The organism is Bacteroides helcogenes P 36-108 (assembly GCF_000186225.1).
Classification (GTDB): domain Bacteria; phylum Bacteroidota; class Bacteroidia; order Bacteroidales; family Bacteroidaceae; genus Bacteroides; species Bacteroides helcogenes.
The window spans coordinates 2553967-2567384 of sequence record NC_014933.1; the positions used below are offsets into that span (position 1 = coordinate 2553967).

At 49.4% G+C, this 13418-nt stretch carries 11 protein-coding genes; 2 read left to right on the plus strand and 9 right to left on the minus strand.

The window, feature by feature from the left end:
- Positions 1-47 precede the first annotated feature (47 nt).
- Positions 48-1247, plus strand: coding sequence for a pyridoxal phosphate-dependent aminotransferase (locus tag BACHE_RS10365; RefSeq protein ID WP_013547651.1), 1200 nt, complete (start codon positions 48-50; stop codon positions 1245-1247).
- On the plus strand, positions 1244-2488 hold the full coding sequence (locus BACHE_RS10370; protein WP_013547652.1) for an ABC transporter permease: 1245 nt from the start codon (positions 1244-1246) through the stop codon (positions 2486-2488). The genes BACHE_RS10365 and BACHE_RS10370 overlap by 4 nt, the downstream gene beginning before the upstream one ends.
- Positions 2489-2513: 25 nt before the next feature.
- Here the strand turns inward: BACHE_RS10370 and BACHE_RS10375 are convergent, their stop codons facing one another.
- The 9 genes from BACHE_RS10375 to BACHE_RS10415 form a co-directional block, all read right to left on the minus strand.
- The gene (locus BACHE_RS10375; protein ID WP_013547653.1) at positions 2514-3686 is read right to left on the minus strand and encodes a glycosyltransferase; all 1173 of its coding nucleotides are present in this window, start codon (positions 3684-3686) and stop codon (positions 2514-2516) included.
- Positions 3687-3759: 73 nt separating this feature from the next.
- Positions 3760-4407: a dethiobiotin synthase gene (gene bioD / locus BACHE_RS10380; protein ID WP_013547654.1), complete on the minus strand. Its 648-nt coding sequence runs from the start codon at positions 4405-4407 to the stop codon at positions 3760-3762.
- Positions 4407-5231, minus strand: coding sequence for a malonyl-ACP O-methyltransferase BioC (bioC, locus tag BACHE_RS10385; RefSeq protein ID WP_013547655.1), 825 nt, complete (start codon positions 5229-5231; stop codon positions 4407-4409). Before bioC ends, bioD begins: the two co-directional genes overlap by 1 nt.
- The gene (locus tag BACHE_RS10390) at positions 5216-5887 is read right to left on the minus strand and encodes a pimeloyl-ACP methyl esterase BioG family protein (protein ID WP_013547656.1); all 672 of its coding nucleotides are present in this window, start codon (positions 5885-5887) and stop codon (positions 5216-5218) included. Before BACHE_RS10390 ends, bioC begins: the two co-directional genes overlap by 16 nt.
- A gap of 209 nt (positions 5888-6096) precedes the next feature.
- Positions 6097-7251 (minus strand): 8-amino-7-oxononanoate synthase, encoded by a 1155-nt coding sequence (locus BACHE_RS10395; RefSeq protein ID WP_013547657.1) that lies wholly within the window; start codon positions 7249-7251, stop codon positions 6097-6099.
- The gene (gene bioA, locus BACHE_RS10400) at positions 7248-9482 is read right to left on the minus strand and encodes an adenosylmethionine--8-amino-7-oxononanoate transaminase (protein WP_013547658.1); all 2235 of its coding nucleotides are present in this window, start codon (positions 9480-9482) and stop codon (positions 7248-7250) included. The genes BACHE_RS10395 and bioA overlap by 4 nt, the downstream gene beginning before the upstream one ends.
- An 11-nt stretch (positions 9483-9493) precedes the next feature.
- Positions 9494-9976, minus strand: coding sequence for a hypothetical protein (locus tag BACHE_RS10405; RefSeq protein ID WP_013547659.1), 483 nt, complete (start codon positions 9974-9976; stop codon positions 9494-9496).
- 266 nt (positions 9977-10242) lie between these two features.
- Positions 10243-11970 (minus strand): asparagine synthase B, encoded by a 1728-nt coding sequence (gene asnB / locus BACHE_RS10410; protein ID WP_013547660.1) that lies wholly within the window; start codon positions 11968-11970, stop codon positions 10243-10245.
- Positions 11971-11984: 14 nt separating this feature from the next.
- A complete protein-coding gene (locus tag BACHE_RS10415; RefSeq protein ID WP_013547661.1) occupies positions 11985-13334 on the minus strand; it encodes a glutamate synthase subunit beta in 1350 nt (449 codons plus the stop codon).
- Between the last annotated feature and the right edge of the window lie 84 nt (positions 13335-13418).

Consider the following 13418-nt stretch of genomic DNA (forward strand, 5'->3'; position numbering starts at 1 on the left):
GGTTTCAAATAAATGCGTACATTTGCAGCTTAATAATAAAAAAACTCATGCCAACAATATCCATTCGCGGGGTAGAGATGCCCGCATCCCCCATCAGAAAACTTGCTCCCCTGGCAGATGCTGCCAAACAAAAGGGAGTGCATGTGTTTCATCTGAATATCGGACAGCCCGACTTGCCTACACCGCAAGTTGCAATTGATGCGATACGCAATATAGACCGTAAGGTGCTGGAATACAGTCCGAGTGCAGGATACCGCAGTTACCGTGAAAAGTTGGTAGGTTATTACCGGAAATATAACATCAATCTGACGGCGGATGATATTATCATAACCTCAGGCGGTTCGGAGGCGGTGTTGTTTTCGTTCCTTGCCTGTCTGAATCCGGGTGATGAGATTATAGTTCCCGAACCGGCCTATGCCAACTACATGGCATTCGCCATTTCCGCAGGTGCGAAAATCCGTACTATCGCCACTACTATTGAAGAAGGTTTCTCACTGCCTAAGGTCGAGAAGTTTGAAGAACTGATAAATGAGCGTACCCGCGCCATATTGATTTGTAATCCGAATAATCCTACCGGTTACCTTTATACCCGTCGTGAAATGAACCAGATCCGTGATCTTGTGAAGAAATACGATCTTTTTCTTTTCTCTGATGAAGTATATCGTGAATTTATCTATACGGGGTCTCCTTACATTTCGGCTTGTCACTTGGAGGGCATTGAAAACAACGTTGTGTTGATAGACTCCGTGTCCAAGCGTTATTCGGAATGCGGTATCCGGATCGGAGCATTGATTACGAAGAATAAAGAGATACGCGATGCTGTCATGAAGTTCTGTCAGGCTCGCCTCAGTCCTCCTTTGATCGGACAGATTGCCGCAGAGGCCTCCCTTGATGCGGATGAGGATTATCTGCGTGATACATACGACGAATATGTGGAGCGTCGCAAATGCTTGATAGATGGCCTGAACCGTATTCCCGGCGTCTATTCTCCCATTCCGATGGGAGCGTTCTATACTGTGGCCAAATTGCCGGTGGATGATTCCGACAAGTTCTGTGCCTGGTGTCTTTCCGAGTTTGAATATGAAGGACAGACGGTCTTTATGGCTCCTGCCTCCGGTTTCTATACCACTCCCGGTTCCGGCCGCAATGAGGTGCGTATAGCTTACGTACTGAAGAAAGAGGATTTGAACCGTGCTCTGTTTGTACTTCAAAAAGCATTGGAAGCTTATCCCGGACGTACTGAATGAATTTTTCCCGTTTCATAGCCCTCCGCATTTATCGCAATTCAGATCCCGGAAAGCAAGTTTCCCGTCCTGCCGTGCTTATTGCGATGATTGGTATTGCCATCGGATTGGCGGTGATGATCATTGCCGTGTCTGTGATTGTAGGGTTTAAAAGTGAGGTGCGTGACAAGATCGTAGGGTTCGGAGCACATATACAGATTAGTAATCTGAATGCTGCGCGTTCTTACGAGACACCTCCGGTAGTGGTGGGAGACAGTATGCTGGCGGCACTTTCCGATTATCCGGGAGTGGAGCACGTACAACGCTATTCCACCAAGCCGGGAATGATAAAGACTGCTGAGGCTTTTCAGGGAATAGTTCTGAAGGGGGTAGGCCCCGAATATGACAGAGCTTTTTTCCGCCGTCATCTGCTCGAGGGAGAGTTTCCGCAATTCAGTGACTCCGCATCTTCCAACCGGGTAGTTATCTCAAGGGCGCTTTCCGATAAACTGAGGTTGAAACTTGGAGACAAGATCGATACTTATTATATTCAGGATGAAGTGCGTGCCCGCCGCCTGAAGATTGTGGGCATTTATCAGACCAACTTTTCGGAATATGACAATCTCTTTTTGCTGACTGACCTTTGTCTGGTCAATCGCTTGAACAAATGGGAGCCCGACCAGGTGAGCGGCGTGGAATTGGAATTGCGCGATTACGACAAACTGGAAGAAACCACTTATCAGATAGCCGCCGATACAAATGAATATCCTGACAGGAATGGTGAGGAATATTGCGTGCGCAATGTGGAGCAACTCAATCCTCAGATTTTTGACTGGCTGGGCATCCTGGATGTGAACATCTGGGTTATTCTCATCCTGATGATTGGAGTGGCGGGTTTTACGATGGTATCCGGCTTGCTGATCATTATCATTGAACGCACTTCCATGATTGGAGTCCTGAAGTCATTGGGAGCCGATAATTATACTATTCGTAAAGTCTTCTTGTGGTTTTCTGTCTTTCTTATCGGAAAGGGGATGCTGTGGGGAAATCTGGCAGGCCTTGCTTTCTACTTTATCCAGCGTTTGTCCGGTGTATTCAAGCTTGATGCGGAAACCTACTATATGGACACCGTTCCCGTTTCCTTCAATATCTGGCTTTTTCTATTGCTGAATATCGGTACATTGATTGCTTCGGTACTCATGTTATTGGGACCTTCTTATCTGATAACGCGCATACATCCGGCAAACTCTATGCGTTATAAGTAAAGAGGCCGGATGTGGCGTTTCAGAATTACTTTCTCAGGAAATCGCTTCTTTTCCGCAACATGCATGACAGCTTCCAGCGTAATGACTGCATGGGCTGCAATAAATCGAATATGGGCAGTGTGGAGTAATATCTCCGTTTTTCGCCCAGATCTTGTGCGGCTTTGTTGATGACAACGGCTTGCAGCGTGAAGCGGAGCATGAAAAGGAAAAAAGCGATGCCTGCTGCCAGCCAATGGAAATTCAGGATGCCGATGGCAAGTAAGGCTATCCAGGTTCCGTGAAAAGCCAATCGTGTCAATGTCTCTAATCCAATTATCCAACGTTGGCAGCCGTGATACAGCCGTGCAGTGGAAGCATAGCTGATTTTTTCCTCTCTCCAATCCTTGCTTCGTGTCAACGGTTGCATACGCATTGTGGCATCGGCATCTGTCTCTACCCGTGTATTTTCGGAAGTAGCTACATGGTTGATGAATAAATCATCATCTCCGCGTTGCAGGTTAAGGTGTGCGGAGAAGCCTTTTTGCTGGTAGAACAGTTCCTTGCGGTAAGCGAGGTTCCGTCCTATCCCCATATATGGTTTTCCGGCCAACGCCAGTCCCAAATAGCGCATGGATGTGAAGAGATTATCAAAGCATATCTGTCTTTGCAGCCAGCCTTTGCCGCATTCATAGCCGCTGTATCCCAACACTACTTGCGCACGTGATGTAAAGTTCCGTGCCATCAAGCGTAGCCATTGGTTGCTTTGTGGCAGGCATTTGGCATCGGTGAAGACCAGCCATTCATACTTGCTGGCTTTGATTCCGAGTGTGACGGCAAGTTTCTTCCGGCTGATATAACGGGAAGAATCGGGCACGAAGCTGTGATAGAGGTGGGGATATTTTTCTTCCAGCAAAGTCAGGTAGTCTTCACTTTCATCAGTATCGCCATCATTGATGACGATAACCTCAAACTGCGGATAATCTTGCTCTAATATACCACTCAGGTTGCGGCGCAGGTTTTCGGATTCTTCGCGTGCGCAGATGATGACTGATACGGGAGGAAGTTCCTGACTGAAATGTATGTCGCCCCGTTTCACTGCCTTGTTTCGGGCGTGAATACGGTTGTAGAGACAATAATAGTAAAGGGTTTGGACGATGAAAAGAATGCCCGTCGATGCGAGCAATATTTTTTCAGTGTTGTCAAATGTAAATGCTTCCATGTGTCGTAAGACGTTTTGATATGCTGCAAAGGTACTAAAAAACGTTACAGGGGATGCAGAGTCTTGCATTTTTTTATTGTCCTATCTCCGGCACTGCCTCGAACGCTGTATCGGGAAAGTGCTTGGCAAGATAATTCTTGATGTACTGCATGGTGTCGTCCTGAATGGTTTTGTCTTTTACGGTAGGGTAAAGATTATATAATACGGTATCAAGCCTGATATTCCGGTTCTTGATGGCTTCAAAACTCAGTAAGGTATGGTTGATGCTTCCCAACTTGCCGGAAGTCACGAAAATAAGAGGGTATTGCTTTTCTGCCACATAGTCTATCGTCAGGAATTCTTCCGTCAGAGGAACCATAAGGCCGCCGGCCCCTTCCACGAGAACTGTATCGTAACGGCGGGCAAGTTCTTTTGTGGCACGCTCTATCTTGTTGAAGTCTATGGGGCGCTTGTCTATGCGGGAGGCAAGGTGGGGAGAGCAGGGATAAGAGAAGATTTCGGGCATGGTGAGTCCTTCACGGTCTTCGGGCAGGTAGCCTGTCCCCATGATGCGGCGGTGCAGATCAATGTCTTCGGAATGTCCTGTGTTTCCGGTCTGGATGAATTTCTGGGTGATGATACGTTTACCGTTTTGTGCCAGTTGACGGGCATACCAGGCGGTGCAATAGCTTTTTCCGGCATCGGTGTCAATGCCGCTGATGAAATAAATTTTTGATTCCATTATTCTTTGTTTTTAGCGATGATATAAATAGGATGATAAGTCAATGTCACGTTTCCGGTTGGGGGGCTACTGAACTGCCGGATGTATTCCTCACAGAAAGCTTGCAGCCGTCCGCGTGTCCACATCCTCTTTTCCGTACCTGTCACTCCGGTTTGTTTCAGGTGTTTCAATACTGCTTGCGGAGTGGCGAAGGAGAGAGGCACAATCTCCTCTTCGGCATGGAGGATGTTGAAATACGGAGACAGTAATGCCTGCAATTCTTCGATTGGCAGATAATACAGCCCGTGTCCGGTCAGACAACGTATTTGATGCATGTTCTTTGTTCCGAAAGTGCTGAAAGCAAGGATTCCGTCTTTTGTCAGTGCATGATGGCAACGTAGAAAGAAAGTTTCGGGATTGTTGAACCATTGTAGGGTCGAACAGGAAGTTATCAGATCCGTGCCTTTAGGAAAGTCAAAATTCTCGGCATCACCCGGCAGAAAGCTGACTCTGATTTCCGTCCCGTCTTTCTTTCTTCCGGCTGTTTGTGTGGAACAGAGTTCTCCGACGCATTCTTCCATTTCACGGCAGAGGTCGTTCAGTAATAAAGTTTCGGGATGCAGCGTGTGGAGCAGAATGCGGGAATAACTCCCTGTACCGCATCCGAATTCCACAATATGCCTGAAGCGTACCGCTATTTCTTCCGGCAGAAGATGTTCGGCCGAAGAGAGGACATCCGTCAGTATCCGTATCATCTTTCCGGCTACCTGTTGCTGTACAAGGGCTTCGCGCGTATAGGTGTTCCGGGCTTTGGCAAAGCGTTCGGCTATCAGTTGTTTGTCCATAACTCTTGCAGATAGTGGCGGAATAATTCTTCTTGATAGTGGGCGTCTTCTGTCTGCCGTGCCGGAGTGCCCGATTCTTTCCAAGCCTGCAATTGATTGGCGGGAGGGATAATGCGGTCATTGCTGCCCGCAACAGCCTGTTGCCAGTGGAAGCTTCCCGCTTTCAAGCTGGCTTTTGCATTTATTCTCTCTATCTCTGCCAGTTCTTCCCTTAATTCTTCCAACGGACGACGAGGGGTGACTTGCAGAAATGCCCTGAACGCTGTTCCGTCTGCACACATCCGGCGAAGGAATTTATGCAGGGAAGCTCCGGTTAGTCCGTCCAGCGTACCACGGAAGATGGCAGGCGGAATTCCCCGGTGTTGGTCAATGGGATAAGGAGTGCCGTTGATGGCGATGCTGTGTGTTATCGGCAGCGAGAGCTGTGGCATTACTTGTGAGGCTGCCCACACTCCCATGGACCAACCGATGACGTTGATCTCCTTGTATTCGTCCAGACCGGACTTGTCAAAGTCCAGCGTACGATAGTCGTAGCACACCATGAAGTCACTGTCTTCGGGGCGATACTCTTTGAAAGGTGTTTCATCTGCTCCCCATCCGGCAAAGAACAAGAGCAGGCGGGGATGGTGTCTTTGTATAATATAAATTTGTTTCATAATCTTCTTTTAGCGTTTTTATGGTATGCCGATCATGCGGTATAAAAGAAAAGTTGTTTTACATTAAGAGAAAAAGTCTGTGATATAAGACGAAAACTTCTTTTCTCGCATTGAAAATCTCTGTTCGCGCGTTGCGAACGGATATTCGCAACGTGCGAATATGTATTTGCACACTGCAAACAGATATTCGCAGTGTGCGGACAAACTTTTTAGTCGATATGGCTTATTAACTCCTTTATATCTTCTTCTTTTATTTCAGCAGTCAGCGAAAAGCGGATGCGTGACGTTCCTTCCGGAACCGTAGGCGGACGTACCGGCAAGGCGTAGAAGCCATGCCGTTGCAGCATTTCGGCACGCAGTATGGCGTCTGCACTTGGCCCGACTACCATCGGCACAATGTGGCTCACGCTTGGACTGCTGTAACCTTTCGCCTGCAACGCCTCGCGCAGCAGGCGGCTGACATGCGCCAGATGTTCCCTCCGTTTTTGCATCTCAGGCAGCCTGCGCACTATAAACAGTGTCCAGGCAATATTTACGGGGGGCAAAGCGGTGGTGAAGATCAGCGTACGCATCCGGTTTACGAGGTATTCGCGTATCATGCGTGTGCACACTATGTAAGCTCCTGCCGATGCTGCCGCCTTGCCGAAGGTTCCCACCAGAAAATCTATGTCGCAGATGCATCCGGCTTCTTCCGCACAGCCCAGCCCTTGTTTGCCGCATGTTCCGAAGGCATGTGCTTCATCTACATACAGCCGCACGTTGCCATACGTCTGCTTCAGCCTTGCCAATGCTTTCAGATCTGCTCTGTCACCGTCCATACTGAAGATACTTTCTGTCACGATGATGATTTGCCGGTAGTTTTCATGGTGTTCTTTCAGCAGACGTTCCAGTTGCGCAAGGTCATTGTGGCGGTAACGGATGCACCGTCCGGCAGATAGCCGGATGCCGTCTATGATGCTGGCGTGTACCAGTTTGTCTGCCAGTATCAGTGTTTGCGTGTCACTGACGGCAGGCAGAATTCCGGTGTTGGCATGATAGCCGCTGTTGAAGACCAATGCAGCCTCTGTTCCGAACAGTGCTGCCAATTCCGATTCCAGTTCTTCGTAGATGCCGAAGTTGCCTGTGAGCAGACGGGAAGAAGATGATGTGGGCAGAAAGGAATCCGGAGTAAGCATTTGCAGGAACTCTTCTCGGATTTCTCTGTCCGCAGCCAGTCCCATATAGTCGTTGGACGAGAGGTTCAGCATCCGCTGCCCGTCCACGATGACATTCCGTCCGTCATGTATCATTTGTGGCAGACGCCTCAGGTTACTATGTGATTCTAAAGCTTGCAACTCTTGTTGCATTACCTCTGTTGCATTCATAACATTTCCTTTATTATTTTGATCAGTCCGCTTGTCAGTTTGGTCAACTGTTCCGGTTCTATGATAAACGGAGGCATCAGATAGACCAACTTTCCAAACGGGCGTACCCAGATGCCTTCTTCTACGAAGCGTCGTTGCATCCACGCCATATCTACATTTTCCGTTACTTCAATTACACCGATGGCTCCTAATATGCGTACGTCTTTTACTTGCGGCAATTGCCGTGCAGGAGCAAGTTCTTCCCGAAGTTGCATGCTGATGCGGTTCACTTTTCCTTGCCAGTCATAGACGGGAGATGTCAGTAATCTCACCGATGCACACGCCACGGCACATGCCAACGGATTGCCCATAAAAGTAGGACCATGCATGAATACCCCCGGCGAATGATTGGAGATGGCGTCTGCCACTTCATTTGTTGTCAGCACGGCAGACAGTGTCATATAGCCTCCGGTCAGCGCCTTTCCTATACACATGATGTCCGGCTCTGTGCCTGCGTGCTCCCAGGCAAACAGTTTTCCTGTCCTGCCGAATCCGGTCGCTATCTCGTCAAATATCAGCAACAGGCCATACTGTTTGCAGAGGCGGGCTGCCTCGCGCAGATATTGCGGATGATAAAACCACATGCCGCCCGCACCCTGTACGATCGGTTCGAGGATGAGTGCCGCCAGCTCTTCATGATGTTGTTCTATGATATTCTGTAACTCCATGCTGTCACCGGCATCCCAGTCACCGTCATATCGTGACCGTGGCTGCGGAGCGAAGTACCGTATGGGCAGGGAAGATCCGAACAGAGAATGCATCCCTGTCACCGGGTCGCAGACAGACATCGCATTCCACGTGTCACCGTGATATCCCGAACGGATGGTCACGAAATTATTCTTTTTCTCTTTCCCTTTTCCGTACCAGTATTGCACTGCCATCTTCAGGGCTACTTCTACGGCCACCGAACCGGAGTCGGCGTAGAATATCTTCTGCATGGAAGGCGGAACTAAAGGTAGCAGCAGTTTCCCCAATTCTATGGCAGGCTCGTGTGTCAGCCCGCCGAACATGACGTGTGACATCTTACCGATTTGTTCTGTGGCCGCATGGTTCAGCACGGGATTGTTGTATCCATGTATGGCACACCACCATGAAGACATGCCTTCGATCAAGGTTTGTCCGCTTTCAAGCGTGATAGTCGCCCCTTCCGCCTGTTCCACTTTATATACGGGAAGCGGATCGGTGGTTGAAGTATAGGGATGCCAGAGGTGTTCGCGGTCAAACTGTGAATCGCTGAAACGGTATCCTGCTTCCTCAATCAGTGTTTTGTCTTCCGATACTTTGGAACCGATTGTTGTCAGCAAATCTCCTACGATGGCAGAATTTATGCCTATGTGCAGAGCCTTCCGTACCGCTTCCGTGCTCAGTTGCGAGCGTCCTCCGGCAAAACGCAGGAATGCCCTGGGATTGATGAAACGGAACAGGGCTATGGTTGTCAGTATTTCTTCTTCGTTCAACGGTTCCTGTCTTTCCAGCGGTGTGCCCGGAATGGGACTCAACAGGTTGATGGGGATGGACTGGACTTCCATATCTTTCAGGGTGAAAGCAAACTCTATACGTTGCTCCATACTTTCGCCCATGCCGATAATGCCTCCGCTGCAAATATCCATACCTGCGTTTCGGGCGGCTTTCAGAGTGCGTATTTTTTCAGCCTGTGTGTGTGTGCTGCACAAGTTTGAGAAGTAGGAAGGGGCGGTTTCCAGATTGCAATGGTAACGCGTGATACCGGCATCATGAAGAGCAAGCATCTCTTCTTCGTTCAGCAACCCTAAGGATGCGCATAACTGTATGGACGAATGCCGCCGCATGTGGCGGGCGGCTTCACATAGTTTCTCCATGTTCTTGCCTGAAGGTTTCCGGCCGCTGGTCACCAATGAGAAGCGTGCCACCCCCTGTTCTTCGTTGTATTTGGCATGTCGCAGGCATTCTTCCTTGTCAACAAGGTCATATACATCGGCTTTGGTTTTGTAGTGCGATGATTGTGCGCACCATTTGCAGTTTTCCGGGCATCGTCCCGATTTGGCATTGATGATGGAGCACATGTCAAATTCTTCCGATGCCAAAGTTCTGGTTATTTCGTGTGCGGCTTCGTACAATGCTTCTTTATCAGATTGTGCGGCCAGCCATTCTGCTTCTTCTCTGCTGATGAAGTTACCTTCCAACACTTGTTCTTTCAGTTCATTTACAGTCATATTTTCTGTGATTAAGTTAAAACTATGCTGATGCACCTATTGCTAAAAAAGAGGCACGGATTACCGGAATTGGTACAGCGCATTGTGTGAGCTGTATTATTCCGGCAATCCGTGCCTGTATTATTTTCTTGTTTCAGAATATATTCTTCCTGTTTGCCCGTGTTTGCACATGGACAGATAGTTTGTGTCCGGAAAAGAACTTTCAGGTTCATTCCCGTCACCATCCTTCCGTTGACGAGGGTTACTCCGCTTTCCGGTGAGATGCCGATATCCGTGTCTTTGCCTCCGCTATTTCCTTCCCATGTATTTTCTTCTCCGCATCCGGCATGGCCTGCAGTCCCCGCAACCTTCTGCTTGGACAGCGAACTGTCCGCTACACCTTTGCGCAGGCATCCGATGGTGACACATCGGCCTATACTGGCAAATGCGGCATAGGCTTTTCTGCTCCAGCGGCGGAAACGGATGATATGTCTGGCGGTTGCTGTACGTTTCATGTCTTTGTATCTGCCCAATGCAGAGTTTGGTTTTCTTTGCGGGTGCAAATGTAGAAAAAATATTCAAAGGTGTTTCAACACGGGCATAAAAAAAGGCTATCTATCCCAGACAGCCAATCCTTATTAACCTTAAATCTAATACTATGAAAAACACGTTGCAAAGGTACGGCTTTTTCAATAATCTCCAAATCGGGAGATCAATTTAAGGTATTATATAACATGGTTTAATAAAAAGAATTAGTTTGTTAACTTTTTACGCAATTCCTTTACTTGATGTATGCTTCTTCATGCACTCCCGCCACGGCACGTCCGCTTGGATCATTTTTGCCCTGGAAAGAGGCGTCCCATGCAAGGGCTTCGGCTGTGGAACAGGCTACGCTGGGTACACTGGGTACGCTGCGCGCTGCACTTTCACTGGGAAAATGTTCTTCAAAGATGCTGCGGTAGTAATATTCTTCCTTGTTCATGGGCGTGTTGACCGGAAAGCGTTCGGCGGCATGTGCCATCTGCTCATCGCTGACTGCACCGGAGGCGATGGATTTCAATGTGTCAATCCAATTGTAACCTACACCGTCTGAAAACTGTTCCTTTTGACGCCATGCCACGCTTTCGGGAAGCATGTCGGCAAAGGCTTCACGTACAATTTTCTTTTCAATCACTTTGCCGGTACACATCTTGGTCGCCGGATTGATGCGCATGGCAACATCCAGAAACTCTTTGTCAAGGAAAGGTACACGGCCTTCCACCCCCCAGGCTGCAAGACTCTTGTTGGCGCGAAGGCAGTCGTACATGTACAGCTTGGAAAGTTTGCGTACGGTTTCTTCGTGGAACGCCTGCGGAGTGGGAGCTTTGTGGAAGTAGAGGTAGCCGCCGAACACTTCGTCTGCCCCTTCGCCGCTGAGCACCATTTTGATTCCCATGCTCTTGATGACACGCGCCAGCAGGTACATGGGAGTGGAGGCACGTACGGTAGTCACGTCATACGTTTCAATGAAGTAGATGACGTCACGGATAGCATCAAGTCCTTCTTGTACGGTATAGTTTATTTCATGGTGCACAGTGCCTATATACTGTGCCACTTCGCGAGCCTTGAGCAAGTCGGGCGCACCTTTCAGCCCTACGGCAAACGAGTGCAGTTGCGGCCACCAGGCATCCGACTGATTGTCCGTCTCGATGCGCTTCGAAGCATATTTCTTGGCGATGGCGGAAATGACGGAAGAGTCGAGGCCGCCACTGAGAAGTACGCCGTAAGGTACATCGGACATTAGCTGGCGTTGTACGGCCGCTTCGAGGGCATCGTGTATGGTATTCACCTGCGTATCGTAGGCTTTCCTGTCGATGGAGGCGGAGCCATTGTTGCGTTCGGCTGCCGGGGTATAGTTGTCTTTTACGGCGTCATATTCCGTCCAGTCACGCTTGTACCAGCGTTGCATTTTACCTTCGCTTCCCCGATAATAATGTCCGGGCAAGAAAGGTTCGTATTCATCACAGAAGCCTTCGAGAGCTTTCAGCTCGCTGCCGAAATAGACGCGCCCTTCTTTGTCCTTCCCTATATACAGAGGGATGACACCGATGGGATCACGGGCTATCAGGTAGTCGTTCGTCACTTCGTCGTAGAGAGCGAAGGCGAATATTCCGTTCAGTTCTTCGAGGAAGCCGATGCCCCGGTCTTTGTAGAGAGCGAGAATGACTTCACAGTCCGAACCCGTCTGAAATGCATATTTTCCCGCATAGCGGGCACGTATCTCGCGATGGTTATAGATTTCACCGTTCACGGCGAGCACCTGCTTACGGTCGGGTGAATACAAGGGTTGCCCACCCGATTGAGGATCTACAATGGACAGTCGCTCGTGTGCCAATATGGCCGATCCGCCTACATAGATGCCACTCCAGTCAGGACCGCGGTGACGGATTTTCTGTGCCATTTTCAGCGCTTTGTTTCTCAGCTCTTTACTTTGAGTCTTTATGTTGAAGATGCCTGCTATTCCACACATATAAATATTATGCTTTAGTTTATTTTTTGTATCAAGTATTCATTTATCTTTTTCGCCACTTTCCTTCCATCGGCCAGTGCCCGTACCACAAGACTTGCGCCATTGGCGGCATCACCGGCTACGAATACGTTTTCGGGTGTTTGGGGCTGTTCGGGTTTCAGGAAGCCCATTGCGAGAAGTGCCATGTCTGCTTCGATAATTTCCTTCTTTCCGGTGAGTTTCATGGTGGGCCGGGCTCCGTCAGTGGCCGGAAGCCATTCCACTTCCTCCACTTCCACACCTGTCAGCTTGCCGTTTTTACCAATGAAGCGGTTGGAAGTGAGACACCAGCGACGTATGCAGCCTTCCTCATGACTGCTCGTGGTTTTCAGCACTACGGGCCACTGTGGCCAAGGGGTAGCATCGTTGTGTCCTACGGGTGGCTGCGGCATGATTTCGATCTGCGTCACGCTGACGGCTCCCTGACGGATACCGGTTCCGATACAGTCTGACCCCGTATCACCGCCTCCGATGACAATGAGCCGTTTGCCTTTGGCGTTCACAGCCTGTTCCTTCGTGAAGGTTTCGCCGTCGAGGATGCGGTTTTGCTGACTCAGCATTTCGAGGGCGAAATGTACACCTTTCAGTTCGCGGCCGGGGATGTCGAGGTTGCGGGCTGTCGGTGTACCGGTGCAGAGGGCGTATGCGTCAAATCCCGCGGGAAGGTTACGTACATCCACCGTGACACCCATTTCGAATTTGATGCCTTCGGCTTCGAGAATCTTCATGCGGCGGTCTATGACTGCCTTGTCCAGTTTGAAGTTGGGTATGCCGTAGCGCAGCAGCCCGCCCGGCATGGGCTTGCTGTCAAACAGGGTTACTTCGTGCCCTGTGGCATTCAGCCTGACGGCCACGCTCAGTCCTGCGGGACCTGCGCCGACAACTGCCACTTTGCGTCCGTTGCGTGCGGGCTGTGCAGGCATGATGTAGCCTTCACGAAAGGCTGCCTCTGCAATGGCAGCTTCATTTTCGCGGATGGTTACAGGAGCGTCACACGACAGTTTCAGTACACACGACTTCTCACAAAGTGCAGGACAGATGCGTCCTGTGAATTCGGGAAAGTCATTGGTTCGGGTCAATATCTGATAAGCTTCACGCCATTTCCCTTTATAAAGTGCATCCTGAAATTCAGGCTGTATGTTGCCCAACGGACAAGCCCAGTGGCAGAAGGGTACACCGCAATCCATGCAGCGTGATGCCTGCAACTTGCGTTCGTGGCTGTTCAGAGTCTGTTCCACCTGGCTGAAGTCGTTGATACGTTCGTGTATCGGACGGTAACCCGCTTCCTGGCGGGGAATATTAAGAAATGCTTTTGGATCTCCCATAATCTTAATTAGTTGATAGTTTCTTTTAGTTGACTGTTGATAGCTGACTGTTGATAGCTGACAGTTGATAGCTGATAGAAAATG